General features: G+C 71.5%; 24 protein-coding genes. 10 read left to right on the top strand and 14 right to left on the bottom strand.

Features of this window, described 5'->3' with window-relative positions; genetic code table 11:
- Positions 1-91: 91 nt before the first annotated feature.
- Positions 92-1468 (top strand): 8-oxoguanine deaminase, encoded by a 1377-nt coding sequence (locus ACZ7OO_RS30140; RefSeq protein ID WP_471509488.1) that lies wholly within the window; start codon positions 92-94, stop codon positions 1466-1468.
- 275 nt (positions 1469-1743) lie between these two features.
- On the top strand, positions 1744-3141 hold the full coding sequence (locus tag ACZ7OO_RS30135; RefSeq protein ID WP_471509486.1) for a nucleobase:cation symporter-2 family protein: 1398 nt from the start codon (positions 1744-1746) through the stop codon (positions 3139-3141).
- 145 nt (positions 3142-3286) lie between these two features.
- Here ACZ7OO_RS30135 and ACZ7OO_RS30130 read toward each other — a convergent pair whose 3' ends face one another.
- The gene (locus ACZ7OO_RS30130; RefSeq protein WP_471509764.1) at positions 3287-4081 is read right to left on the bottom strand and encodes a helix-turn-helix domain-containing protein; all 795 of its coding nucleotides are present in this window, start codon (positions 4079-4081) and stop codon (positions 3287-3289) included.
- Positions 4082-4174: 93 nt separating this feature from the next.
- Here ACZ7OO_RS30130 and ACZ7OO_RS30125 point away from each other — a divergent pair, with 93 nt between their 5' ends.
- A complete protein-coding gene (locus ACZ7OO_RS30125; protein ID WP_471509484.1) occupies positions 4175-5038 on the top strand; it encodes an NAD(P)H-binding protein in 864 nt (287 codons plus the stop codon).
- A 66-nt stretch (positions 5039-5104) separates the two neighbouring features.
- Here the strand turns inward: ACZ7OO_RS30125 and ACZ7OO_RS30120 are convergent, their stop codons facing one another.
- Positions 5105-6442: an MFS transporter gene (locus tag ACZ7OO_RS30120; protein WP_471509482.1), complete on the bottom strand. Its 1338-nt coding sequence runs from the start codon at positions 6440-6442 to the stop codon at positions 5105-5107.
- A gap of 240 nt (positions 6443-6682) precedes the next feature.
- Here ACZ7OO_RS30120 and ACZ7OO_RS30115 point away from each other — a divergent pair, with 240 nt between their 5' ends.
- Positions 6683-7084, top strand: a complete 402-nt coding sequence (locus ACZ7OO_RS30115; RefSeq protein WP_471509480.1) for a winged helix-turn-helix transcriptional regulator — start codon at positions 6683-6685, stop codon at positions 7082-7084.
- 14 nt (positions 7085-7098) lie between these two features.
- Here ACZ7OO_RS30115 and ACZ7OO_RS30110 read toward each other — a convergent pair whose 3' ends face one another.
- From ACZ7OO_RS30110 to ACZ7OO_RS30090, 5 genes are all read right to left on the bottom strand, one after another.
- The gene (locus ACZ7OO_RS30110; RefSeq protein ID WP_471509478.1) at positions 7099-7521 is read right to left on the bottom strand and encodes an acyl-CoA thioesterase; all 423 of its coding nucleotides are present in this window, start codon (positions 7519-7521) and stop codon (positions 7099-7101) included.
- A 71-nt stretch (positions 7522-7592) separates the two neighbouring features.
- The gene (locus ACZ7OO_RS30105) at positions 7593-8219 is read right to left on the bottom strand and encodes a hypothetical protein (protein WP_471509476.1); all 627 of its coding nucleotides are present in this window, start codon (positions 8217-8219) and stop codon (positions 7593-7595) included.
- Positions 8220-8332: 113 nt separating this feature from the next.
- Positions 8333-8941 carry a histidine phosphatase family protein gene (locus ACZ7OO_RS30100; RefSeq protein ID WP_471509474.1) on the bottom strand — a complete coding sequence of 203 codons (609 nt, stop codon included), beginning with the start codon at positions 8939-8941 and terminating at the stop codon, positions 8333-8335.
- 3 nt (positions 8942-8944) lie between these two features.
- Positions 8945-9475 (bottom strand): HAD domain-containing protein, encoded by a 531-nt coding sequence (locus ACZ7OO_RS30095; RefSeq protein WP_471509472.1) that lies wholly within the window; start codon positions 9473-9475, stop codon positions 8945-8947.
- A 30-nt stretch (positions 9476-9505) separates the two neighbouring features.
- A complete protein-coding gene (locus tag ACZ7OO_RS30090; protein ID WP_471509470.1) occupies positions 9506-10714 on the bottom strand; it encodes a pyridoxal phosphate-dependent aminotransferase in 1209 nt (402 codons plus the stop codon).
- An 81-nt stretch (positions 10715-10795) separates the two neighbouring features.
- On the opposite strand from ACZ7OO_RS30090, the gene ACZ7OO_RS30085 reads away from it, so the two are divergent.
- On the top strand, positions 10796-11422 hold the full coding sequence (locus ACZ7OO_RS30085; protein ID WP_471509468.1) for a winged helix-turn-helix transcriptional regulator: 627 nt from the start codon (positions 10796-10798) through the stop codon (positions 11420-11422).
- Between the two features lie 54 nt (positions 11423-11476).
- On the opposite strand, the gene ACZ7OO_RS30080 is transcribed toward ACZ7OO_RS30085, so the two are convergent.
- The 3 genes from ACZ7OO_RS30080 to ACZ7OO_RS30070 form a co-directional block, all read right to left on the bottom strand.
- Complete coding sequence (locus tag ACZ7OO_RS30080; protein ID WP_471509466.1) at positions 11477-12283, bottom strand: hypothetical protein; 807 nt, start codon at positions 12281-12283, stop codon at positions 11477-11479.
- The gene (locus ACZ7OO_RS30075; RefSeq protein WP_471509464.1) at positions 12283-13554 is read right to left on the bottom strand and encodes a VWA domain-containing protein; all 1272 of its coding nucleotides are present in this window, start codon (positions 13552-13554) and stop codon (positions 12283-12285) included. The genes ACZ7OO_RS30080 and ACZ7OO_RS30075 overlap by 1 nt, the downstream gene beginning before the upstream one ends.
- Before the next feature lie 107 nt (positions 13555-13661).
- Positions 13662-15194 (bottom strand): IucA/IucC family protein, encoded by a 1533-nt coding sequence (locus ACZ7OO_RS30070; protein WP_471509462.1) that lies wholly within the window; start codon positions 15192-15194, stop codon positions 13662-13664.
- Positions 15195-15286: 92 nt separating this feature from the next.
- Between ACZ7OO_RS30070 and ACZ7OO_RS30065 the strand changes: the two genes are divergently transcribed.
- Complete coding sequence (locus tag ACZ7OO_RS30065) at positions 15287-16813, top strand: IucA/IucC family protein (RefSeq protein WP_471509460.1); 1527 nt, start codon at positions 15287-15289, stop codon at positions 16811-16813.
- Between the two features lie 335 nt (positions 16814-17148).
- On the opposite strand, the gene ACZ7OO_RS30060 is transcribed toward ACZ7OO_RS30065, so the two are convergent.
- On the bottom strand, positions 17149-17478 hold the full coding sequence (locus tag ACZ7OO_RS30060) for a hypothetical protein (RefSeq protein WP_471509458.1): 330 nt from the start codon (positions 17476-17478) through the stop codon (positions 17149-17151).
- 89 nt (positions 17479-17567) lie between these two features.
- Here ACZ7OO_RS30060 and ACZ7OO_RS30055 point away from each other — a divergent pair, with 89 nt between their 5' ends.
- The 3 genes from ACZ7OO_RS30055 to ACZ7OO_RS30045 all read left to right on the top strand — a co-directional run bounded on the left by ACZ7OO_RS30055 (position 17568) and on the right by ACZ7OO_RS30045 (position 20073).
- Positions 17568-18710 carry a PP2C family protein-serine/threonine phosphatase gene (locus ACZ7OO_RS30055; RefSeq protein WP_471509456.1) on the top strand — a complete coding sequence of 381 codons (1143 nt, stop codon included), beginning with the start codon at positions 17568-17570 and terminating at the stop codon, positions 18708-18710.
- 185 nt (positions 18711-18895) lie between these two features.
- Positions 18896-19801 (top strand): HipA family kinase, encoded by a 906-nt coding sequence (locus tag ACZ7OO_RS30050; protein ID WP_471509454.1) that lies wholly within the window; start codon positions 18896-18898, stop codon positions 19799-19801.
- A complete protein-coding gene (locus tag ACZ7OO_RS30045) occupies positions 19798-20073 on the top strand; it encodes an Rdx family protein (RefSeq protein WP_352225890.1) in 276 nt (91 codons plus the stop codon). Before ACZ7OO_RS30050 ends, ACZ7OO_RS30045 begins: the two co-directional genes overlap by 4 nt.
- An 11-nt stretch (positions 20074-20084) precedes the next feature.
- On the opposite strand, the gene aceB is transcribed toward ACZ7OO_RS30045, so the two are convergent.
- Both aceB and ACZ7OO_RS30035 read right to left on the bottom strand, forming a co-directional pair.
- The gene (gene aceB / locus ACZ7OO_RS30040) at positions 20085-21707 is read right to left on the bottom strand and encodes a malate synthase A (RefSeq protein ID WP_471509452.1); all 1623 of its coding nucleotides are present in this window, start codon (positions 21705-21707) and stop codon (positions 20085-20087) included.
- 184 nt (positions 21708-21891) lie between these two features.
- A complete protein-coding gene (locus tag ACZ7OO_RS30035; protein ID WP_471509450.1) occupies positions 21892-22491 on the bottom strand; it encodes a nucleotidyltransferase family protein in 600 nt (199 codons plus the stop codon).
- Between the two features lie 162 nt (positions 22492-22653).
- On the opposite strand from ACZ7OO_RS30035, the gene ACZ7OO_RS30030 reads away from it, so the two are divergent.
- Positions 22654-22968 (top strand): DUF5955 family protein, encoded by a 315-nt coding sequence (locus ACZ7OO_RS30030; protein WP_471509448.1) that lies wholly within the window; start codon positions 22654-22656, stop codon positions 22966-22968.
- 119 nt (positions 22969-23087) lie between these two features.
- Here ACZ7OO_RS30030 and ACZ7OO_RS30025 read toward each other — a convergent pair whose 3' ends face one another.
- Positions 23088-23879, bottom strand: coding sequence for an IclR family transcriptional regulator (locus tag ACZ7OO_RS30025; RefSeq protein WP_471509447.1), 792 nt, complete (start codon positions 23877-23879; stop codon positions 23088-23090).
- Positions 23880-24102 lie beyond the last annotated feature (223 nt).

The raw sequence follows: 24102 nt of genomic DNA, 5'->3' as shown, positions 1-24102 counted from the left end.
CGGTGACGCCCTGCGATCCGGCCGCGGTACTCAAATCCCCGGGGTCCTGCCGTGCCCTCACCACAAGTCCACTGAGCGAAAAGGACGAATCATGGCAGCAGACCAGCGCACCGTCATCGAGAACTGTTCGATCGCGACCGTCGACGTCCACGACACCGAGTACACCCACGGGTACGTCGTCATCGCCGGCAACCGCATCGAGTCGCTCGGCGCGGGCAACGCCCCCGAGGGCCTGGAGAACGTCGTACGCCGTATCGACGCCACCGGCCACCTGGTGACCCCCGGCCTGGTCAACACCCACCACCACTACTACCAGTGGATCACCCGGGGCCTGGCAACCGACCACAACCTCTTCAACTGGCTGGTCGCCCTGTACCCGACCTGGGCGCGCATCGACGAGCCGATGGTGTACGCGGCCGCCCAGGGCTCGCTCGCGATGATGGCCCGCGGCGGTGTCACCACGGCCATGGACCACCACTACGTCTACCCGAAGGACTCCGGCGACCTCTCCGGCGCGATCATCCGCGCGGTCCGTGAGACGGGCGTCCGCTTCACCCTCGCCCGCGGCTCCATGGACCGCAGCGAGAAGGACGGCGGACTGCCCCCGGACTTCGCCGTCGAGACCCTCGAAGGCGCCCTCGCCGCCACCGAGGCGACCGTCAAGGAGCACCACGACCCCTCCTTCGACGCGATGACCCAGGTGGCCGTCGCCCCCTGCTCGCCGTTCTCCGTCTCCACCGAACTCCTGCGTCAAGGTGCCGAGCTGGCCCGCCGCCTCGGAGTACGCCTGCACACCCACGGCTCGGAGACCGTCGAGGAGGAGCAGTTCTGCAAGGAACTGTTCGGCATGGGGCCCACCGACTACTTCGAGTCCACCGGCTGGCTCGGCGAGGACGTGTGGATGGCGCACTGCGTCCACATGAACGACTCCGACATCGCCGCCTTCGCCCGCACCAAGACCGGCGTCGCCCACTGCCCCTCGTCCAACGCCCGCCTCGCGGCCGGCATCGCCCGCGTCCCCGACATGCTCGCCGCCGGCGTACCGGTCGGCCTCGGCGTCGACGGCACGGCGTCCAACGAGTCCGGCGAACTCCACACCGAGCTGCGCAACGCGCTGCTGATCAACCGCCTCGGCGCACACCGGGAGGCCGCTCTCAACGCCCGCCAGGCGCTGCGCCTGGGCACCTACGGCGGCGCCCAGGTCCTGGGCCGCGCAAGCCAGATCGGCTCCCTGGAGCCCGGCAAGCTCGCCGACCTGGTGCTCTGGAAGCTGGACACCCTCGCCCACGCCTCCATCGCCGACCCGGTGACCGCCCTGGTCTTCGGCGCGGCGGCCCCGGTCACGGCCTCCTTCGTGAACGGCCGTCAGATCGTCGAGGACAACCGCCTCCTGCACGTCGACGAGGACGCGATCGCCCGCTCCACGCGGGCCGAGGCCCAGCGGCTGGCGCACATTGCCGCACAGTAACTTCCGCTTCCCGTACGGAATTTGAGGTACGGCATCTGAGCTCCGGCTGGGAGGGACGGCTCCCGGCCGGCAGCCGTGGACCCGAGTGGGGTCCATGGCGGCCGTCTCCTGGGCGCGTGCTTCCTCGCGCGCGCCCAGGAACGGTCACCCCGTCCCCTCGGTCCCTCCCCCACTCTCGGCTTCGCTCGAGCGGGAGGTGCCCCCATGACCAACACGCACCACCTCCCTGAAACCCGCGTCAGAGCCGACGCGTACCCGACCGGAGGAGAGCCGCCGTGTCCTCGCACCCTGTCGACGAGAAACTCCCGCCCCTGAAAATGGCCACCACGGGCCTTCAGCACGTGGCCGCCATGTACGCCGGAGTCGTCGCCCCGCCCCTGATCGTCGGCGCGGCCATCGGCCTGTCCGGCACCGAACTGACCTTCCTCACCGGCGCCTGCCTCTTCACTGCGGGCCTCGCCACCATCCTCCAGACCCTCGGCGTCTGGAAGATCGGCGCCCGGCTGCCCTTCGTCAACGGCGTCACCTTCGCCGGGGTCGCCCCGATGACCGCGATCGCCGCCTCCACCCACGACAGGTCCGACGCCCTGCCGGTCATCTTCGGCGCGGTGATCGTCGCCGGCCTCCTCGGCTTCCTCGCCGCCCCCTTCTTCAGCAAGGCGGTCCGCTTCTTCCCGCCCGTCGTCACCGGTACGGTCATCACCCTCATCGGCGTCTCACTGCTCCCGGTGGCCTTCGGCTGGGCGCAGGGCCCCGACCCGGCGGCGCACGACTACGGTTCGGCCAAGTACCTGGGCCTGGCCGCCGCAACCCTCCTCACGGTGCTGCTCCTGCGCCGGTTCACCCGGGGCTTCGTCAAACAGATCGCCGTGCTGATCGGCCTGGTCGCCGGCACGGTCATCGCCCTGCCCTTCGGCGTCACGGACTTCGGCCCGGTCGCGGACGCGGACGTCATCGGCTTCCCGGCCCCCTTCCACTTCGGCGCCCCGCAGTTCCACATCGCCGCGATCCTCTCCATGTGCGTGGTGATGGTGGTCTCGATGACCGAGTCGACCGCGGACATGCTGGCGCTGGGCGAGATCGTCGAACGCCCCGCCGACGAACGGACGATCGCGGCCGGGCTGCGCGCCGACACCCTCGGCTCGGCGATCAGCCCGCTCTTCAACGGGTTCATGTGCAGCGCCTTCGCCCAGAACATCGGCCTGGTCGCGATGACCCGGATCCGCAGCCGGTTCGTGGTCGCCGTCGGCGGCGGCTTCCTGGTGCTGATGGGCCTGTGCCCGACGGCCGCCTCGCTGATCGCCGTCGTACCCCGCCCGGTGCTGGGCGGAGCGGGCGTGGTTCTCTTCGGCTCGGTTGCGGCCAGCGGCATCCAGACCCTGGTCAGGGCCGGCCTGGAGAAGGACGAGAACGTCCTGATCGTCGCCGTGTCCCTCGCCGTCGGCATCGTCCCGATCACCGCGCCGGACTTCTACCACGCCTTCCCGGAGACCGCCCGGATCGTCCTGGACTCGGGCATCTCGACGGGCTGTGTGGCGGCCGTACTGCTCAACCTCGTCTTCAACCACCTGGGCCGGCGGCGCACCGAAGCGAAGGGCACGGCCTCCGAAGCCGCCGAAGTCCCTGAGGCCCCGGGGGCCGTGCCCCTCGGGTCGCCTCAGTCGATCTCGTAACCGTCTCCCTGCACCTTGCACTCGAGCGGGGTGCCCAAGGCGGGGCCGCCCCTGGAGGAACACCCGCTGGGCGGTCTCCACCCGGCTGACGTCACTGTGGGCGGCCTCCTGGTCCTGCGGGCCGGCGACCGCCGCGCAGCCGAATTCAGCCGGCGGCCCGGATCGCCTGGCAGGGGCTGAGCGCGGGGAGCCGGCCGGTCATGTACGAGCGGGGCGGGACGCCCATCAGGGCGCGGAAGTCGGTCGTCATGTGCGACTGGTCGAAGTAGCCGGTAGCAGCGGCCAGTTCGGACCAGCCCGCGCTGCCCGCCCGGGCGGCGAGCGTGCGGACGCGGTCGATACGGGCGTAGTGCTTCGGGGAGACACCGATACCGTCGGTAAACAGGTTGCGCAACTGGCGTTCGCTGACGGCCAGTTCCCGGGCCACTTCCCGCACCTGGGCGGGCGCCCGGTCCAGCCGCACCGACAACGCCTCGACGCCCGCCCGCAGCAGCGCCGTCCGGGCCGGATCCAACAGCTCCGACAGCATCCCGGGCAGTATCTCGGTGATACGTGGCAGCGCCTCCCGCGGGTCCAGCCACCGCGTCTCACGCGCGAACCGGCGGGCCGCCCCGCCCGGCAGGTCGTCCAGCGGCACCACCCGGCCGACCAGCCCCGCGGCCGGAACACCCAGCAGGGGCCGGGCGGTTCCCGGAGCCAGGCGCAACTCGACACACGTGATATGAGACTTGCCCGCGTGGTAGGTCGCCCGCACCCGCGGCCCGATGGCCAGGACGTCACGCCGGCCGTCCCCCGTCACCCGCAGCACGACCTTGGTCACCGCGTCCGGCAACTGGACGAACGTCCCCTCGGGCGGCTCGGCGAAGGACATGGTCCGCACCTCGGCGATCCACGGACGCAGCCCCTCGGGCGGGGCCGGAAGCGACTGGGCGATGGTCATCGGCACGCTTCCACGGTAAGCGACCCGCGCCACCGTCCGGGCGGACCGGCCGTGCCGGAATTTCCAAGAGCCGGCCGCCCGGGCACGCCCACCGTGGACCACATGATTCTGGTGACGGGTGCCACGGGCACCATCGGTAGTGACGTCGTACGACAGTTGGCCGAGCGCGGTACGAAGGTGCGCGCGCTCACCCGGGACCCGGCGAAGGCGCGGGTGCCCGCCGGGGTGGAGGTGGTGCGCGGGGACTACGGCGACCCCGCCTCCCTGGACGCCGCGCTGGCCGGTGCGACGGCCGCGTTCCTGCTCAGGCCGCCCGGCCCCGACGCGGGAGAGGACGCGGCGCTGGTCGCCGCGGCGCGGACCGCGGGCGTCGAACGGCTGGTGAAGCTCTCCGCCGTCTTCACCGGCCACTCGGCTTCCGGCCCCTCCGCGCAGTGGCACGTCGACGGCGAGCGGGCGGTGCGGGACAGCGGGCTCGCCTGGACGGTGCTCCAGCCGTCGTCGTTCGCCTCCAACACGCTGACCTGGAGGGAAGCGCTCCGGGCGGACCAGCCGGTGCCCAACATGACCGGGGACGGCGCCTCGGGCGTGATCGACCCGCGCGACATCGCCGAGGTGGCGGTGCGGGCCCTGCTGGACGCCGGGCACGCCGGGCAGAGGTACGTCCTGACCGGTCCCGAGGCGATCACCGTGCCCGGCCAGGCCGCCGTGCTCGCCGAGGTCCTCGGCCGCCCGGTCCCGACCCGGGACCTGTCCCCGGACGAGACCCGCGACTTCCTGCGCACCGCCTGGGGCATGGACGGGACCCGGGCGGAAGACACCCTGACCGGCCTGGCGTTCGTCCGCGCCGGAGGTAACGCGCTGATCACCAAGGACCTGACCGAGGTGCTGGGCCGCCCGGCCCGGACCTTCCGCACCTGGGCCGAGGACAACAAGGACCTCTTCGAGGCGAGCTGAGGCGCACTGCGCCCAGCGACCGCGGCGGCCGCGGCGCCGGCCCTCCGGTACCGCCGCGGCGCCGGCTCACCGGTTCCGCGGCCGCAGTACCGCCGCCGCCAGCATCAGGGCGGCCAGCGCGATCCCGGTGGCCGCCCGGAACGCCAGCCGGTATCCCTCCGCCGTGGCGGGGATCAACTCCGCACCCCGGTCGAGGAGTCCGCCGGTGCGGCTAGCCGCCAGGGTGCTCAGTACCGCGAGACCCAGCGAACCGCCCACCACCTGCGTGGTGTTGAACAGCCCGGACGCCAGGCCCGCGTCCTCCTCGTGCGCCCCTGACATCGCGAGCCCGGTCAGAGCCGGCATCGCCGCGGCGAACCCCGCGGCGAGCAGCAGCAGCGGCGGCAGCACGTCGACGGCGTAGGAGGCGCTGACCGGCACCCGGGTCAACAGGGCCATCCCGGCGGTGATCAGCACCAGACCGCAGAGCAGGACGCGGTACGCGCCGTAGCGGGCGATCGTCCGCGCGGACAGCCCCAGCATCAGCAGCCCGATCGTGACGGGAGCCGGCAGAAAGGCGGTGCCGGTCGCCAACTCGCCATAGCCAAGGACGCGTTGGAGGTACAGCGCACCGAGGAACTGGAAGCCGAACATCGTCGCGATCATCAGCACCTGTACGGCGTTGGCGCCGGCGAGCAGCCGGGAGCGCAGCAGCCGCAGACGCAGCAACGGGCGTCGGGCGCGTGCCTGACGGCGGGTGAACGCCGCCAACAGGGCGACCGCCAGGGCCGTCAGGAGGAGGGTGGCCAGCGGGCCGCGGTCCCCGGCGCCGACGATGACGTAGACCGTGAGCATCAGGGCGCCGGTGACCAGGGCGGCGCCCGGGAAGTCGGCGCCCTGGCGCAGGCCGGCGCCCCGCTCCGGGGCGAGGATCCGGGTGGCCGCGAACCAGGCGGCCAGCCCCGTCGGCAGGTTGATCAGGAAGATCCAGTGCCAGCTCAGCGCCTGGGTGAGCGACCCGCCCAGGAAGGTGCCGAGCGCCCCGCCCCCGGCGCCGACCGCGCTGAACACCGCGATGGCCCGGCCCTGTTCACGCGCCTCCGGGTAGAGGGCGACCAGCATGCCGAGCACCACCGCGGAGGTCATCGCCCCGCCCACGCCCTGCATCGCCCGCGCCGCGATCAGCACCCCCTGCCCGGTCGCCACCGCGCACAGCAAGGAGGCGACCGTGAACAGCGCAAGGCCCGTCGTGAACATCCGCTTGCGGCCCAGCAGGTCGCCGAGACGCCCCGCCAGCAGGAGCAGCCCGCCGAACGGGATCAGATACGCGTTGACGACCCAGGCCAGCCCGGGACCGCTGAAACCCAGGTCGCGCTGGATGGCCGGCATCGCCACCGTGACGATGTTGCCGTCGAGGACGGTCATCAGGGTCCCCGCGCACAGAACGGCGAGGGACGCCCAACGGGGGTATGTTCGGGGGAGTGCCACCGGGGCCGCCGGTGTCGGAGTCGGTCTTCCGGTCGTGGTCGACATGGCCTCAGGCCTCCGCAATCGCCGTAGAAACTCACCAGGCAGATGAACAGGAACCGATCGTGTGCAAGGTGCATGACTTGTAACGGAGTTCATGGTGAGTGACCATGGGGGGAGACGTAAGGAGGCAGCTCGATGTCCCAGAGGAACACCGGTGTAACCGTCCAGGTCGTGAACGCGGGCACCTGCCCGGTCCGCGAGGTTCTTGACAGGGTCGCCGGCAAATGGAGCGTCCAGATCCTGGTCGCGGCCTCGCACGGCCCCATCCGCTTCACCGAACTGGAGCGCGGCATCGAGGGCATCAGCCGCCGGATGCTGACCCTCACCCTGCGCAACCTGGAGCGCGACGGCCTGGTGACCCGCACCGTGTATCCGACCGTGCCTCCGAAGGTGGAGTACGGACTCACCCCGGTGGCCCTGGAACTGCACGAGACGCTGCAGCGGCTGACCGACTGGGCCGAGCGCAACCGCGGCTACATCGCGCAGGCGCGGGCGGCCTACGACGCCGAGCACCGGCCCGAACTGCTCGACGTGTAGGCGGCGTTGGCCTCTCAGAAGCCGAACAGGTCCGGGGCCGAGGTGAGCTCCTTGAACACCTCGCCCGGATCAGCGACCAGTCGCCGGGCCTTGAGGTCCAGCAGCCCGCCGACCGCGTCCACCTCGGCGGCCAGTGTGCCGTCCGCCCTGGTTATCGACTGGAGCATCCGGAACGTCTTGCCCCCGCTCCACTCGAACCCACAGGTCACATCGACCTCGTCACCGGCGAGCAGCTCCCGCCGGTACCGTATGGTCGTCTCCAGCGCCACCGGGCCCACGCCCCGCCCGACCAGCCGGGCCTGGGTGATCCCGGCGGCCTGGAGCAGCGACCAGCGGGCGTGCTCGGCGTAGTTGAGGTACACCGCCTGGTTCAGATGGCCCTGCACATCGGTCTCGTAGCCACGGACCGTGACGCGGACGGAATACGGTTCGCTCACGACTTCCCCTTCTCGTGTACGCCGTCTCGTGTACGACGCACTGATCCTTTGCCGGCATCCTGGCACGCCCGTCACACCCGGCGCGGCGATGCCAGCAGATAGCGCGTTCGAGTCCGCGGCTCCGTGTACTCGCCGGTCTGCCATCCCGCCCGCTCCAGGGTTGCCGCGCAGGCCCGCAGGGGCTCGCCCTCCGGCGCGTACACGGCGACCGCCTCGGGCTGTGGAGTGGCCCGCACCCGGTAGCCGGCGGTCGCGGGTCCCTCGGGCGGGTGCCCGGCCGCCTCCAGGGCGAGGGCGGCGGCCCGCACCAGATGCGCACGCTCCCAGCCGCAGGGCCGGTCCGTGGCTCCGTCGGGATTGGTCATCCGGCGCAGCTCCAGGAGCCCCTGCCAGGCACTGTGCACTTCCCGCACGCGGGCGGCCCCGTCATCGACGGCCTCCTCACCGCCGACCCGCGCGGCGAACACGCCGTCCGGCCCGGCCGCGGCCACCGCCTGCGGCTGCGGCTGCGGAGCGGCCTCCCGTATCCGATGCCCCGCCGGCGTCAGAAAGTGATCGTGCGGCGGCCGCGGATGCCGAAAGGCAAGCCCCTGTTTCACCAGCGCCGCCAACTGAGCCTCCGTACCCCGCAGCCGCCCGCTGACCGGATCAGCGCCATCGATGACCCGCCGCTGCGCGGCGGTGGGCGGTCGGGTCACGGCGTGCTCCTCTCCTGCGTCGATCCGTACGGGCGCGTACCGATCCGTGCTTCGAAGGCTACGACCGCGCACTGACACTCGACCGGACGAACGTCACCAGCCGCCGATCGCCGTTAGCGGCTCGGCTCGCACGGGCGGATGTTCCAGCCCGCGATCACCGGCCGCGCGTGCTCCGTGCTCAGGCGGCACAGGGTGCCGGTCGCCAGCTGGAAGAGAGCGCCGTTGGACGGTGGCAGGCCGAGGCGGCGGGCGGTCAGGACGCGCAGGAAGTGGCCGTGGGCGACCAGCAGCACGATCCCCTCCGTGTTGGCGAGGGCCGCGTCGACCTTGGACAGCATCCGGTCGGCCCGCTCCCCGACCTGCTCCGGGGTCTCCCCGGGGTGCTCCGGCGGACCGGGTGCGACCCCGTCGGTGAAGAGGAACCAGCCGGGCCGGGTGCGCTGGATCTCCGCCGTGGTCACGCCCTCGTAGCCGCCGTAGTCCCATTCCCGCAGGTCGGCGTCGACCCGGGCGTCGGGTACGCCGATCAGCTCGGCGGTCTCCCGGGCCCGTTGGAGCGGGCTGACGAAGGCGGCGCCGATGCGATGCGAGCGGATCAACGGCACCAGCCGCCGCGCCTCCTCCCCACCGTGCTCGGTGAGGGGCACGTCGGTCCACCCGGTATGCCGTCCGGACCGCGACCACTCGGTCTCACCGTGCCGGACGAGAAGGACATCAGCCATACGTCAGAGGCTAGAAGCCCAGCGTTCCAGTTCGGCGAACTCACGCGCCCGTAGTCCGTGGCGCGGGTCGACCGGAAGGAGTAACGCGGGGCCGGCGTGATGCCCGGCGACGTGGCGGACGTCGAGATCGCTGATCATGTCGTCCACCCAGACGAACGGCCGCCCCGCCGCCCACGCCACGACGGTCCGCGTCTTCCAGTACAGCCCGTCCGGATCCTTGGCGAACAGCTCGGGCCACTCGATGACGGGCAGCTCGGGCAGCCCGATGACCGGACCGATCATCTCGTTGGCCTCATGCATCCAGGTGGTGGCCCACGCCAGCTCGTACGGCAGTGCGAGCAGCCGCGCCCCGTGCTCCGGGTGCAGCCGCACCCTCAGCCCGCGGCGGAGTTGGCGGGAGCCGGCTTCCTGGCGGGCGGACCAGTTCGCCGGACGCAGCCTGCGGGTCACATACCCGCGATGCCACAACAGCCGGGCCCGGAACGGGTTGAGGGGTCCGTCGACGTCGAGGAGGAGCAGCGGGCGCTGAGTCATGGGGAGGTGTTACCCAGCCCGGGCACGCCCCTACTGCCGATACCCGCTCAGGAACCGCCCGATCCGGCCGATCGCCGTCTCCAGGTCGTCCGCGTACGGGAGAGTGAGGATGCGGAAGTGGTCCGGGGTGGGCCAGTTGAAGCCGGTGCCCTGGACGACCTGGATCTTCTCCTGGAGGAGCAGGTCGAGGACGAACTTCTCGTCGTCGTGGATCCGGTGGACCTTGGGGTCGATGCGCGGGAAGGCGTAGAGGGCACCCTTGGGCTTGACGCAGGTCACGCCGGGGATCTCGTTGAGCTTCTCCCAGGCCACCGTGCGCTGCTCGTGCAACCGGCCGCCGGGGGAGACGAGTTCGCGGATGGACTGGCGGCCGCCGAGCGCGGCCTGGATGGCGTACTGGGCGGGCGCGTTGGCGCACAGCCGCATGGAGGCCAGCATGGTGAGGCCCTCGAGGTAGTCCTTGGCGTGCTGCCTGGGGCCGGTGATCACCAGCCAGCCCGAGCGGAAGCCCGCCACCCGGTAGGTCTTGGAGAGGCCGCAGAAGGTGAGGACGACCAGGTCGGGGGCGAGGGCCGCGGCCGAGTGGTGGACGGCGTCGTCGTACAGGATCTGGTCGTAGATCTCGTCCGCGAAGACCATCAGACCGTGCCGGCGGGCCAGGTCGAGGATGCCCTCGACGATCTCCTTCGGATAGACGGCGCCCGTGGGGTTGTTGGGGTTGATGAGGACCACGGCCTTGGTGCGGTCCGTGATCTTCGACTCCATGTCGGCCAGGTCCGGGTACCAGTCCGCCTGCTCGTCGCAGAGGTAGTGCACCGCCTTGCCGCCGGCGAGAGTGGTCACCGCCGTCCAGAGGGGGAAGTCCGGGGCGGGGATCAGGATCTCGTCGCCGTCCTCCACCAGCGCCTGTACGGCCATGGAGACCAGCTCCGAGACGCCGTTGCCGAGGAAGACGTCATCGACGCCGACCTCCAGGCCCAGCGCCTGGTAGCGCTGGGCCACGGCCCGGCGGGCGGAGAGGATGCCGCGCGAGTCGGTGTAGCCGTGTGCCTGAGGGAGCATCCGGATCATGTCCTGGAGGATCTCCTCCGGCGCCTCGAAGCCGAACAGCGCGGGGTTGCCCGTGTTCAGGCGCAGCACGCTGTGGCCCGCCTCCTCCAGCGCGTTGGCGTGCTCGATCACCGGTCCGCGGATCTCGTAACAGACCTCGCTGAGCTTGTTGGACTGCCGGAACTCCATGCGCCCCTCCGGAAACTCGTGTTGCTTGGTTTTACCAAGTAGCAGCTTGGAAAGTCCAACATCTTGTCTAGACTGCGCCGCATGTCACCTCGCCGAAGCTACGACCAGTTCTGTTCCGCGGCCCGCGCCCTCGACGTCGTGGGCGACCGCTGGACCCTGCTGATCGTCCGGGAGCTGCTCGCCGGTCCCCGCCGCTACACGGACCTGCACGCGGATCTGCCGGGGGTCAGCACGGATGTCCTCGCCTCCCGGCTGAAGGACATGGAACGGGACGGGGTCACGACCCGGCGGCGGCTGCCCCCGCCGGCTGCGGCGTACGTCTACGAACTCACCGGGCGTGGGCGGGAGTTGCTGCCGGTGATCCAGGCGCTGGGGAGCTGGGGGGAGGCCGAGCTGGGCGAGCGCCGGCCCACCGACGCGGTACGCGCCCACTGGTTCGCGCTTCCGCTGCTGCGGTCCCTGGACGGCGAGGGACTGGTCGAAGTCCGGCTGGAGGAGCGGGACTTCCATCTGTACGCCGGCGCGGAGGACGGCCCGGTGTACGGCGACGGCCCCGCGCCGCGCGAACCCGACGCACGGCTCGTGCTCGACGCCGGGACGTGCGCCGCCCTGGCCCGGGGGGAGTTGAGCCTGGCAGACGCGGTACGGGCCGGCCGGGTGACGGTGACCGGGGACGGCGCACTGGCCAAGGGGCTGCGGGACGCCTGAAAACGGCGACCGGGCCCGCCGCGAACGGCGGCCCGGTCACCGGGGTACGGGGGATCAGGCGCCCGGCGGCACCCGGTAGGGCCGCCCCGGCCCCCGCGTCAGCGCATACCCGCCGATACCGGCCAGCGCGGCCAGCACCCCGCCGATCCCGGTCCACACCCAACGGTCGGTCCACCAGCCGGAGGACCAGCCGTCGTCCGAACCGAAGCTGGAGAGCACCGCCGCCTTGGTGCCGCCGTCGCTCTTCGCGGAACTGACCGCGATCCCGGGAACCAGCGGCTTCGCCAGCGAACCGTCCACCGCTGCCGAACCGCCGATGTCCTTCGAGTCCACCTGGACCTCGGCGCTCACCGGCTGGCCGAGGTCCGCGTTGCCGAGATCCACCGCCGTCAGCCGGACGTAGTACGTGCCGGGCAGCGGGTCGTTGGCCCACGGCTCCGACCAGGCCCGGATGGTACGCGTCACACAGGCCAGCTCCACCGAGGTGGCGCCCTGCGCGGCCGTGCGGGTCTGCGCGCCGTACTGGCAGGACTGGCGGCGCCGAAGACCGTCGTACACGTCGATCTGCCAGGTCTGCGCCGCGTGCGAGTCGGGCAGCTTCACCGTCGCCTTGACGTCGGGCCGCTGGCCGGCGTCGGCGGGAAAGGACCAGTACAGGTAGTCGCCCGTCGATCCGCTGGCGGTGGCCTGCTGCCCCTGGTCGATCTCGGTCGCCGTACGGAAGGACGTGCCCGCCTGGGTGCGCGCACCGCTGTCAGCCGAAGAGGCACTGGGGGAGGGCGAGGCGTCGTCGGCGGCCGCCGGTCCCGCGGCCAGTCCCACCGCCAGCAGGGCGGCGCTCAACACACGTGTGATCGACATCAGTTGGTCCTCCAGACCGCTACCCGCCAGCGCGACACCCAGCCCCACACCAGACCCGCCAGGAAGCCGGTCAGTACCAGCGCCCCGAGCAGCCACCAGCCGCGGCCGAGGCCGAAGGAGGCGACGTCGGAGGCCTTCGACGGCCCGTCCACCACGTCGACCGTCAGCTCGACGGGCAGGCCCGGGCTGGTCTTCACACCGGAGGCGGCCGAGAAGGAGTTGGTCACCTGGAGGCAGACGGTCTCCGGGGTGGTGCTCCCGTCGTCGCTCTCGGCCTTCGGGTACCGCAGACCGGTCGAGATGACATCCGTACGGCCCGTGCCCGACGCCTCGCCGCGCACGATCTCCCGTCCGTGCACGGTCACCGCCCGCAGCAGCACCCCGTAGTCCGGGTTGACGGCCCGGTCGGCGGCGACACTGACCGAAGCCCGCAGCTCCTGGCCGGGGTTGACGTCGACCTTGTACCAGCGCTGCCGCCCGAACTCCTCGCGGTCCGTGTACAGCCCCGACTTCAGCGCGGGCGCCGAGGAGCACTGGTCGGTGCCGTCCGTGGCCACCGGCGTCACCACCGGATCGGCGGCCCGGTCCACCAACTGCCCCACCCGGTCGGTCAGTTCCTCCTTGTGCTGTACGGAGGTATACGTGCCGCCGGTCGCGTCCGCGATGCAGCTGAGCTGGTCCCGGGTCTTGGCGTCCGGCACCAGTCCGAGCGTGTCGATGGTCAGCCCGACACCCTTGGCGGCGATCTCGCGGGCCACCTCGCACGGGTCCAGCGGCTGGCAGGTGTCCTCGCCGTCGCTGATCAGGACGATCCGGCGGGTCCCGGCACCGCCGTCGAGATCATCGGCCGCCTTGAGCAGCGCGGGGCCGATCGGGGTCCACCCCGTCGGCGTGAGCGTGGCGACGGCGGTCTTCGCCTCGGTGCGGTCCAGTGTGCTGACCGGGTAGAGCTGCGCGGTGTCCTTGCAGCCGATCTTCTTGTCGTTTCCGGCGTAGTTGGCGCCCAGTGTGCGGATGCCGAGCTGGACCCCTTCGGGTGTCGCGTCCAGCACCTCGTTGAACGCCTGCTTGGCCGCGGCCATCCGCGTCCCGCCGTCGATGTCCGCCGTCCGCATGGAACCGCTGACGTCCAGCACGAGCTCCACCTTGGGAGCGGCCTGGGCCGTCTCGTCCGTCTCGTCGGCGACCGCTCCGCCGGGGAACGCGATCCCGGCCGCCAGGGCGGCGAGCAGAGCGCAGACTCCTGCCGCCGTCCGTTGTGTTCTGATCATCGGCGGATCCTATTGATCAGAGGGGCCGGGTTCCAAAACGAGGTCCGGACACCAAAAGGAGGGCGGCCGGCAGGCCAACGGAGGGTGGCGGGCGGGAAGGTGAGCGCTCACCGCCCGTCGGCCAGCGGATTCGGCAGTGCAGCCCACTGGTCCCCGGGCACCTCGGGCGACAGCCGCATCAGCGTCAACGCCTTCGCCGGCAGCGGGCCTTCGAGGAGGGCCGTCAGGTCGGGGGTGGCTGGAAGGTCCCGTACGGCCGTCTCCAGAGCCGCCGCCAGGGCCGGTCCGGAACCCGCCGTGCCCGCCAGGGCGCCCGCGACCAGGGAGCCGAACAGCTTGCGGCGCAGCGTCGTTTCGTCGTCCGTGACCAGGCGTCCCGTCAGCTCGGGCGGGGTGATGCCGTGCCGGGTCAGACGGGCCGGACTGAGGCGGATGTCGGCCAGGTCGCGATAGACCAGCCGCAGCGGTGCGCCGGTCCCCGACAGCACCACCAGGAGGTTCTGGCCGTGCGCTTCCAGGGCCACGCCCAGGTCCAGCAGCCGCAGCCCCACGGTCAGGGCGAGCCGGGTGAACTCGGCCAGCCAGGACGGCGATGCGGGCAGGCCGGTGGTGGCCAGCGCGGCCACCGGCAGGACCCGCTCGCCCGGCACCGCGTACGCCTCGGGCGACTCGCGCAACACGGCCGCCAGGTCGGGGGAGTCGGCGGTGGCCGCACCCAGGGTGCGGGTGATGTGCAGGAGCCCGTCCGTGCGGGACGCCAGATCCGTCGCGAACGCCGACAGGGTCATGGCCGCGTCGATCGAGTACGTCGAGATGTCCCGGACGGACGAGGTCAGCCGGGCGCTCAGCGCGGTCTTCACATGCGGTCCGCCGGGCAGGGCGAGGGTGCGCAGGGACATGAGAGGGTGCGCGGTCCGCCAGGGCTCACCGGGGCCGCCCTTGAGGACATGGGCGGCCTGCCATGGATGCACCGGGATCAACAGCTCCCCGGCGTCCCGGAGTTCGTCCGGCCAGTCGCCGGTCAGCAGACAGTCCCCGGCCGCCACCGGAACCGTCTCCAGCCGCACCACCGGCCGGTGCTCCGGCCCGTACGCGAGCTGCTCCGCCGCCGAGAATCCGGGCCGGGAACGGCAGTTGGGGTGGAAGGGATGCCCGTCGACCACCCGCTGCTCCCACTGCCAGTCCCTCCCCCAACCTTCGGCCGGGGGGACCCCCACGGGCCACTCCTTCGGAGGAAACTCCCGGTCTGCCCGCGAGAGCGCCAACGAGGCGGCACTGTGTCCCAGTTCGGCCGCGAACCCCGCCGAGTGCGGCCACCCCAGATCGGTCATCAACCGCGCCGGATCGTCGTACGACACCCCGTCCAGACGTACGGCGGTCACATACGCGTCGGTGGCGTACGGATCCGCGCGCGGGCCGTGCAGCGCGCGCCCGTCGGCCAGCCACAGGGCCAGGCTGTGCGCCCCGCGCACCCGGCGCGCCACCCACGGCAGCGGCTCGTGCGCCAGCGCTCGCCACAGCCGGGTCAGCACCGCCGCCCGCGCACCGGGCAGCTCGGCCGTGTACCCGGACACCAGGTCCGGCCGCGCCTCGGCCAGCTCCGTGGCGAGCTGTGTCTCGATGGGGGAGGGACGGTGCACGTGAGGGCTCCTCGGGACGGGTACGGCAGTCATCATCGCTGCTGACAAGAGACATACTGATCGTGATCGGACTGTGTGGACGTAGAGAGCGAATGGATCGCGTGGACCTGATGCCCCCCGGCGACGCCGTCGGAGAACGCGCCGACGCGTACGCTGCCGCGCCCCTGCTCAACTGCCTGCTGCGGGAGGTGGCCGAGCCGCTCCCGGAGGTCGGGGACGGGCCGCTCCCGGAGGTCGGGCAAGGGAAACCGCGGGTCTACCGGCTGCCCGGCGGCGGTCGGCTGCTGCGGGTGCGCGGTGCGCGCCGGCCCGCCGCGCCCGAGGTGTACGCGGCCGGCCGCTGGCACCGCATCGGCCATACCGAGCTGGTGAAACTCGCCGCCGAGGAGCTGCGCGCGCACACCGGGCTGTCCAACGGCGACCTGTCGGCCGAGATGATCGACAGCCGGGACGCGGTCGCCGCGCTGCTCACGGCACGCGCCCGGGCGACGGCGCCCGACGACCCGTATCTGCGCTCGGAGCAGTCCCTCATCACCGGCCATCCCTACCACCCTGCCCCGAAGGCCCGCGGCGGCGGCCCGGTCACCGCCTGGTTGCCGTACGCGCCCGAGGCGCACGCCCGGTTCCCGCTGGTGCTGCTCGGGGTGCGCGCGGACCAGGTGGCCGAGGAGGGCGACACGTCGGCGCTGGACGCGCTGGCCGCCGCACCGCCGGGCTACCGGCTGCTGCCGGCCCACCCCTGGCAGCTCGACCTGGCCGCCCGTGCCCTGGCCCCGGCCTTCGCCGACGGACGGCTGGTACGGCTGCGGGAGACGGACTTCGCGGTCTGGCCGACGGCCGCGATCCGCACGGTCTACGAGCCGGAGCGCGATCTCTTCCTGAAGTTCAGCCTGGACGTCCGGATCACCAACGACATCCGCCGGCTGTGGGCGCACGACCTGCGGAGACTACGCCGTACGGACTCGGCCGTGACCGCCGCCTTCGCGGCGATGGGCGGGCCTGCGGCCTGGCTCGGCGACCGCGGCTACCGCACCGCCCGCTTCGCCTTCGAGGAACTCGCGGTCGTCGTCCGTGACGGGCTGCGCGGGTCGCTGCCGCACGGGGCGACCCCGCTGCTCGCGGCCGGCCTGGTGGAGGGCTTTGAGGGCAGCCCTCTGGCCGCGACGGCGGATCCGGGGGGCTGGTGGCAGGCGTACCTGCGCGCGGTCGTACCCCCGGCGCTCACGGCCTTCGCCGACCACGGCGTCGTCCTCGAAGCGCATCTGCAGAACACCCTGGTCGCCGTCGACGTGGACGGTACGCCGGTGCAGGCGCTGTACCGGGACGCCGAGGGCGTCAAGCTGCTGGCCGACGTGGAGCGGGCCGCCGGGTGGGAGCGGCTGGTGTACTGCCTGGTCGTCAACCATCTGATAGAGGTCGCCGCCGCGCTCGTCGAGCGCCACCCCGGGTTCGATCCATGGCCCGCGGCGCGCCGGGAGCTGGTACGGCATCCGCTTCCGGAGGTGGCCGGGCTGCTGGCGTCGCCGACCCTGCCGGGCAAGACGAACCTGCTGCTGCGCTGGACCGGGGCGGACGGCGCCGACGCGCGCTATCTGCCGTTGCCGAACCCCTTGGCCTGAAGTCGTGGCGGTCGGCGGACCTGCCCGGCGGACCCGCCTAGGATCATGGTGCCCGATCCCCTGCTGGTGAGGAGCCCCGACGGCCAGAGCCGACGCGCATGTTGTCGTCATCACGGGTGGCGGAACCGGCATCGGTGCCGCCATCGCCCGGTTGCTGCGGGCCGCTGGGCACCACGACGAGACCGGCGCCCTGGCGCAAGGCGTACACGCAGGCCACGCGGCTGGTGCCCAGCGCCCGCCCCGGCGACCCGGCGCGTCCTCGACCGCTTCACGTTCGTGCGCCCGTCGTTCGCTCTCGCGGCTCTCGCGGCTCTCGCGGCCGATCTCAGACGATCTCAATCGATGAAGACGCTCCACGCGGTGGCGTTGAGGTTGTCGGCGAGGAAGATGTCGGTCCCCGCCAGGCGCGTCTCCCAGGACGGCGTCAGCTCGGCCGCGCGGGCGACGACCGCGTCCATCCAGACCTTGAGTTCCGCCTGCTTGTTGTCGGCCGGCACCTTGGCGGCGGCCGCGGCTTCCCTCAGGTCGACCGTCCGCAGCGCCTCGCCGGCAGCCGTACGCAGGTCGTGGATGTACTCGCGGTTCGTGGCGACGTCCAGGAACGGCCCGGCCGGAGGCCGACGATCTGCCGTCGACCACGACGACGCTGAACGCAGCCGAACCACCACAGCAGACCATGCCCGGGAATGAGAGACATGTCGGCATGTGTTGGTGCGAAATACGACGAGTACCGGAGCACGACGTGAGCGCTGCGATGATCACTACAACTGTGGTCGAGACCCTGCGAGCCTGGCGTCATTCGGCGCGACCTCTGTGGCTGGTCGGTCCCCTCCTGCTGATCATCGCGATCCCGGTGGCCGACGGGTTTCTGCCCCCCGACATCCATCTCGCCCACCTCCTCGTCGTCGCCGTGGCGGTCACCGCGGTCGGCGCCGGGCCGCGGGCCACCGCGCTGATCGGGACACTGGCGGTCCTCGCACTGGTCTACGCCGGCGTCGAACGACGGTCGCTGACCACCGAGAGTGTCCTCGTCGAGCTCTCCGCCCTGCTTGCCGTCTGCGCCTTCCTCGTCCTGTTCACTCATCTACGGGACCGGCGCGAACGCGAGCTCGCCCGGGTACGCTCGGTATCCGACGCTGCACAGCGGGTCGTCCTGCGGCCGCTGCCGCAGCGGGCCGGACCCGTCACTCTCGCCTCGCAGTACCGCAGCGCCGAAGCGGACGCGACCATCGGCGGCGACCTGTACGCCGCCGCCCGGATCCCCGGCGCCACGCGGCTGCTCATCGGGGACGTCCGGGGCAAGGGACTCCCCTCCATCAGCGACACGGCGATCGTGCTGGGCGCCTTCCGGGCCGCCGCGCACCGCCGGATCCCGCTGCCGGAGCTGGTCGCCTACATCGAGGACGCCGTCCGGTGGGGACTCGCGGAGTTCTCGGAGCCGAAGGAGGATGCCGCCGAGCGCTTCGTGACGGCCGCCGTCATGGACATCCCGGACGACGAGCCCGTGGTGCATCTGATCAGCTGCGGGCACCCGCCACCCCTCCTGCTGCGAGGCCCCACCAGGACGGCGCTGGCGCTGACGGTTCCCGATCCGTCACCCCCGCTCGGCCTCGGCGTGTGGCGTGCCGACATGGAGAGCACGGACAGTGCCGGCGCCCGCTATGTACCGGCGACCTTCCCGTTCGAGCACGGCAACCGGCTGGTCCTGTACACCGACGGCGTCAGCGAGGCCCGGAACGCCGACGGCGACTTCTATCCGCTCGCCGAGCGCGCCACGGCCTGGGCGGACAAGGCGCCCGGTCCGCTCGTCGAGCGGCTCGCCGCAGACGTCCGGGCGTACACGGGCGGCGTGCTGAACGACGACATGGCCATGATCGTCGCCCGGCGCGATGCGTAGCATTCGGGTTCCGACAACCGTTCGCCAACCGGATGTCCCTTCCTTCGCGCGCCGGTCCGCGCCTGGGTGCCACCCGCGCTCTCCGGCGTGGCGGGCTCGGTCACTATGCTCATTTCATGCCCGGATCGCAGCACGGTGGAGCCGTCCGTGGAATGTAAGGCAAACGAGCGATGGGGCCCTGGACGATGTTGAGAGAGGTTGCCGCTACCCGATATATCGCTCCCCTGCGTTCTGGTGGCTCCGTACCGGGCATCGTCGAGGCCGACGACCTGGGCACCTACGTCGTCAAGTTCACCGGCTCCGCGCAGGGCCGCAAGGCGCTGGTCGCCGAGGTGATCGTGGGGGAGCTGGCGCGGGCGCTGGGACTGCGGTTCCCCGAGCTGGTCCTGGTGCACTTCGACCCGGCGATCGCCGGGCACGAGCCGCACCAGGAGGTACGCGAGCTGCACACGGCCAGCGCGGGGGTGAACCTCGGGATGGACTTCCTGCCCGGCGCGAAGGACTTCACCCCGGAGATCGCCGAGATCTTCCCGGTGGACCCGCTGGAGGCCGGTCGGATCATCTGGCTGGACGCGCTCACCGTCAACGTCGACCGTACGGTCCACAGCTCCAACCTCATGGTCTGGCCGACGTTCGGCACCGCGCCCGCGCACCTGTGGCTCATCGACCACGGCGCCGCCCTCGTCTTCCATCACCGCTGGGACACCTCGGCACCCGAGAAGGCCTACGACTTCCGTCACCACGCCCTCGGCCGGTACGGCCCCGATACCCGGGCTGCCGACGCCGAACTGGCGCCCAGGGTGACCGAGAAGCTGCTCAGGGACACTCTCGCCGAGGTCCCGGACGCCTGGCTCACCGACTTCGGCACGCCCGACGAGATGCGTGCGGCCTACGTCGGCTATCTGCTGGCCCGGGTCCGGGCCTCCGCGCAGTGGCTCCCCACCGATTTCCCGGGCCGCGACCAGCTCGCGGCCGAGGAGGCCGCTCGCGCGGCCAGGGCACAACAGGGACGCCCGGCCTGGCTGAAGCAGGTTCCCGACCTGCACGGCAAGCCCGCGGCTCAACAGGATTGGTCGGTACACCTCGGATGAGTGACAGCCAGCGCGTCGAGATCGAGTACTGCACCCAGTGCCGCTGGCTGCCCCGCGCGGCCTGGCTGGCGCAGGAGCTGCTGACCACCTTCGAGGCCGAGCTGACCGAACTGGCCCTGAAGCCCGGCAAGGGCGGGATCTTCGTCGTCCGTGTGAACGACGAGGTGGTCTGGGACCGCAAGGAACAGGGCTTCCCCGAGCCGACGGCCGTGAAGCAGGCCGTACGCGACCGAGTGGCCCCGGGGAAGTCCCTGGGCCACTCGGACAAGTGACCTTCTGAAGATCAGCCGCGCAGCTGCTGGTACGCGGGCAGCGTCAGGAAGTCGGCGTAGTCGTCGTCGAGGGCGACGGTGAGCAGCAGGTCGTGGGCCTGCTGCCAGTGGCCGGCCGCGAAGGCCTGCTCGCCGGTCTCCTTGCGGAGGGTGTCGAGTTCCTCCGCGGCGATCTTGCGGGCCAGCTCCGGGGTTGCCTTCTCGCCGTTCTCGAACTCGACGCCCGCGTTGATCCACTGCCAGATCTGCGAGCGGGAGATCTCGGCGGTGGCCGCGTCCTCCATGAGGTTGAAGATGGCCACCGCACCGAGCCCGCGCAGCCACGCCTCGATGTAACGGATGCCCACCTGAACGGCGTTGACCAGACCGGCGTAGGTCGGCTTGGCGTCCAGCGAGTCGACCGCGATCAGGTCGCCGGCCTCGACATGGACGTCCTCGCGCAGCCGGTCCTTCTGGTTCGGCTTGTCGCCGAGGACCCGGTCGAAGGACTCCATGGCGATCGGGACCAGGTCGGGGTGGGCGACCCAGGAGCCGTCGAAACCGTCGTTCGCCTCACGGTCCTTGTCGGAGCGGACCTTCTCGAAGGCGACCTTGTTGACCTCGGGGTCCCGGCGGGACGGGATGAAGGCCGCCATGCCGCCGATCGCGTGCGCGCCGCGCTTGTGGCAGGTGCGGACGAGGAGTTCGGTGTACGCCCGCATGAACGGGGCCGTCATTGTCACGGCGTTGCGGTCCGGCAGGACGAACCTGGGGCCGCCGTCACGGAAGTTCTTGACGATGGAGAACAGGTAGTCCCAGCGGCCGGCGTTCAACCCGGAGGCGTGGTCGCGGAGTTCGTAGAGGATCTCCTCCATCTCGTACGCGGCCGTGATCGTCTCGATCAGCACGGTGGCGCGGACGGTGCCCTGCGGGATGCCGACGTAGTCCTGTGCGAAGACGAACACGTCGTTCCACAGCCGGGCTTCGAGGTGCGACTCGGTCTTCGGCAGGTAGAAGTAGGGACCCTTGCCGAGGTCGAGCAGTCGCTGCGCGTTGTGGAAGAAGTAGAGCCCGAAGTCGACGAAGGCGCCCGGCACCTGCTCGCCGTCGACCTCGATGTGCCGCTCGTTCAGATGCCACCCGCGCGGCCGCATCACGACCGTCGCCAGCTCCTCGTTCGGGCGCAGCGCGTACGACTTCCCCGAGCCGGAGTCCGTGAAGTCGATGTTCCGCGTGTAGGCGTCGATCAGGTTCAGCTGGCCCAGGACGACGTTCTCCCAGGTCGGCGCGGAGGCGTCCTCGAAGTCCGCGAGCCAGACCTTGGCGCCCGAGTTGAGGGCGTTGATGGTCATCTTGCGGTCGGTGGGGCCGGTGATCTCGACGCGCCGGTCGTTGAGCGCTTCGGGGGAGGGGGCCACCCGCCAGGAGTCGTCCGCGCGGATCGCGGCGGTCTCCGGGAGGAAGTCGAGTGTGGAGGTGCGGGCGATCTCGGCGCGGCGCTCGGCCCGGCGGGCGAGGAGGTCGGCACGGCGCGGCGAGAACCGCCGGTGCAGCTCGGCGACGAAGGCGAGTGCCTCGTCGGTGAGGACCTCCTCCTGCCGGGGCAGGGGCTCGGCGTCGACGATGGCCGGCGGAGACGGCGCTGGTGCGGACATGAGCTGTCACTTCCTTCAGCGGTGGCACCGGGTGCCAGTCGTTCCGGGTAGAGCGAAGCACACCCGATCAGGGGTCGGGCGCTTCTGAACAGTGGATACTAGTTTCCTCATTGTGGAAGTTCAATGGTTTGTTGATATCGAGATTCTCTGAGTCGAGCCAAGGTGGCGCTCAGTGCCATCCCATTCACTCAAGGTGGCTCAGATCGGCTTCGGTGTCGATGTCGAACGGCGCGGCCACATCCCCGCACTCGACCAGCGCCATGGCCGCCTCATGGGCCTTGAGATAGGCACGAGCACCCCGGTCTCCGGTCGCGCTGGCGGCGATCTCCGGCCAGTGCCGGGCGCCGAACAGCACCGGATGCCCGCGTATCCCGTCGTAGGCCGCCGCCACCAGCGAGTCCTCGTCCCGGTACCCGCCGAGTACCCGTGCCACCGCCTCGCCCCCGATCCCCGGCTGATCCACCAGCGACACCAGCGCGGCCGCCACCCCCGCCCCGGCCAGCGATGCCAGCCCCACCCGCAGCGAGGACCCCATGCCCTCGGCCCAGTCCGGGTTCTCCACGACCACGCAGCCGTCCAGCTCGGCCCGCTCCCGCACGTCGTCCGCGTGGGCCCCGAGAACCACGTGCACCGGCCCGCAGCCGCCCGTGCGCAGTACCCCGACCGCGTACTCCACCAGCGGTCGCCCGCGATGCGTGAGCAGTGCCTTGGGCCGCCCGCCGAGCCGTCTGCCACCGCCGGCGGCGAGCAGCAGCCCGGCGATCTGGTCATGCGTGTCCGTCATGCGTCCTGCATACCCGACGCCGGGGCGGGCGGCCGGTTCCGCAGGGCTGAATTTCGGTCCGCGCTGTAGCGCGTCGCGCACGGGAGGGCGTTTACTGACCCGCGTCGCCGGGCGCCCGACCACCGTCATGGGGTGACGGGCGAGGGGGAAAGGGGGAGAGCTGTGTTGCGGAGCTTGGGACAGAGACCAGTGACCGGCAGTGACGAGGATCCGAGGGTTGCCGAACTACGAACGGCGGTTTCCCGACTGCGCCGTGAACTGGCCACACACCCGGCCGAGTTCACGGACCGTGCGATAGCCGAGGACGAGCTGGCTGCCCTGGCGGCGATGGCGACGGGCGGCATGCCGGAGATCCCGCGCCTGCGCCGCTCTCTGTTACTGATCGCGGGAGCGATCGGTTCGGTGAGCGCGCTGTCCCGGGGCCTGTCGGACGTACGCCAGGCGGTGGACCTGTTCGGGGAGACGCCGAGGACTTGAAGATGCCGCCCGGGTCGCCCACCCAGGGCCGCGGGGCTGTCGATGTGCGACTACAGCCGCGTGGGCGCGCCGAGCCCCCACGCACCCGCACCCGCCAACGGTGGTGTCGGCTCCTTCGCCTAGGCTCCTGAACTCGCCAACGCCTGAGACAACTCAACAGCCACCTGCTGCAGCACCGGCACGATCTTCTCCGTCGCCGCCTCGGTGACCCGCCCCGCCGGCCCGGAGATCGAAATGGCCGCCGCGGTGGGCGAGTCCGGCACGGACACCGCCAGGCACCGCACCCCGACCTCCTGCTCGTTGTCGTCCACGGCGTACCCCAGCTGCCGTACCTCCTCCAGGGCGTTCAGGAACCCCTCCGGAGTGGTGATCGTCTTCTCCGTGGCCGCCGGCATCCCGGTCCGCGCCAGCAACGCCCGCACCTCGGCGTCCGGCACGTTCGCCAGCAACGCCTTCCCGACGCCCGTGGAATGCGGCAACACCCGCCGGCCCACCTCGGTGAACATCCTCATCGAGTGCTTCGACGGCACCTGTGCGACGTACACGATCTCGTCCCCGTCGAGCAGCGCCATGTTCGCCGTCTCGCCGGTCTCCTCGACCAGCCGCGCGAGGTAGGGGCGCGCCCAGGTGCCCAGCAGCCGGGCCGCTGACTCGCCGAGTCGGATCAGCCGGGGGCCGAGCGCGTACCGCCGGTTGGCCTGCTGGCGTACATAGCCGCAGGCGACCAGCGTGCGCATCAGCCGGTGGATCGTCGGCAGCGGCAGCCCGCTGCTCGCGGACAGCTCGCTCAGGCCGACCTCGCCGCCCGCGTCCGCCATCCGCTCCAGCAGATCGAAGGCGCGCTCGAGGGACTGGACCCCACCGCCGTTGGACTTGGCGGAGTCGGTGGTGCTGGCGCTGGACGTCGGCACGGCGCGTTCCTTTCGGGGCTGCCTTTCGGACCGGGCAGAAGAGCAGAAGCCTACCGGGCAGCCGGTTGACGCCCGGCTTGTGCGTAGCTACGTTCTGCTTGCCGGAATTATAATTCCACTTTGTGGAAACGTCCAGAGTGGGCGCCTGTGAGTCCCCGAGAAGCAGTGTGCCCTTGACGGCGCGGGAGCGGGAGTGAAGACTCCTTCAACAGAACGTTGAATT

The organism is Streptomyces sp. NPDC111744, from assembly GCF_055634995.1.
The sequence above is the reverse complement of the archived record's forward strand: the minus strand, read 5'-3'. Positions and strand labels throughout refer to the sequence as shown.

Coding starts and splice junctions, on each gene's coding strand:
- ACZ7OO_RS30140 (WP_471509488.1), top strand. CDS start 92: ATGGCAGCAGACCAGCGCACCGTCATCGAGAACTGTTCGATCGCGACC.
- ACZ7OO_RS30130 (WP_471509764.1), bottom strand. CDS start 4,081: ATGACCATCGCCCAGTCGCTTCCGGCCCCGCCCGAGGGGCTGCGTCCG.
- ACZ7OO_RS30120 (WP_471509482.1), bottom strand. CDS start 6,442: ATGACCGTCCTCGACGGCAACATCGTCACGGTGGCGATGCCGGCCATC.
- ACZ7OO_RS30115 (WP_471509480.1), top strand. CDS start 6,683: ATGTCCCAGAGGAACACCGGTGTAACCGTCCAGGTCGTGAACGCGGGC.
- ACZ7OO_RS30100 (WP_471509474.1), bottom strand. CDS start 8,941: ATGGCTGATGTCCTTCTCGTCCGGCACGGTGAGACCGAGTGGTCGCGG.
- ACZ7OO_RS30095 (WP_471509472.1), bottom strand. CDS start 9,475: ATGACTCAGCGCCCGCTGCTCCTCCTCGACGTCGACGGACCCCTCAAC.
- ACZ7OO_RS30090 (WP_471509470.1), bottom strand. CDS start 10,714: ATGGAGTTCCGGCAGTCCAACAAGCTCAGCGAGGTCTGTTACGAGATC.
- ACZ7OO_RS30085 (WP_471509468.1), top strand. CDS start 10,796: ATGTCACCTCGCCGAAGCTACGACCAGTTCTGTTCCGCGGCCCGCGCC.
- ACZ7OO_RS30080 (WP_471509466.1), bottom strand. CDS start 12,283: ATGTCGATCACACGTGTGTTGAGCGCCGCCCTGCTGGCGGTGGGACTG.
- ACZ7OO_RS30075 (WP_471509464.1), bottom strand. CDS start 13,554: ATGATCAGAACACAACGGACGGCGGCAGGAGTCTGCGCTCTGCTCGCC.
- ACZ7OO_RS30065 (WP_471509460.1), top strand. CDS start 15,287: ATGGATCGCGTGGACCTGATGCCCCCCGGCGACGCCGTCGGAGAACGC.
- ACZ7OO_RS30055 (WP_471509456.1), top strand. CDS start 17,568: ATGATCACTACAACTGTGGTCGAGACCCTGCGAGCCTGGCGTCATTCG.
- ACZ7OO_RS30050 (WP_471509454.1), top strand. CDS start 18,896: ATGTTGAGAGAGGTTGCCGCTACCCGATATATCGCTCCCCTGCGTTCT.
- ACZ7OO_RS30045 (WP_352225890.1), top strand. CDS start 19,798: ATGAGTGACAGCCAGCGCGTCGAGATCGAGTACTGCACCCAGTGCCGC.
- aceB (WP_471509452.1), bottom strand. CDS start 21,707: ATGTCCGCACCAGCGCCGTCTCCGCCGGCCATCGTCGACGCCGAGCCC.
- ACZ7OO_RS30035 (WP_471509450.1), bottom strand. CDS start 22,491: ATGACGGACACGCATGACCAGATCGCCGGGCTGCTGCTCGCCGCCGGC.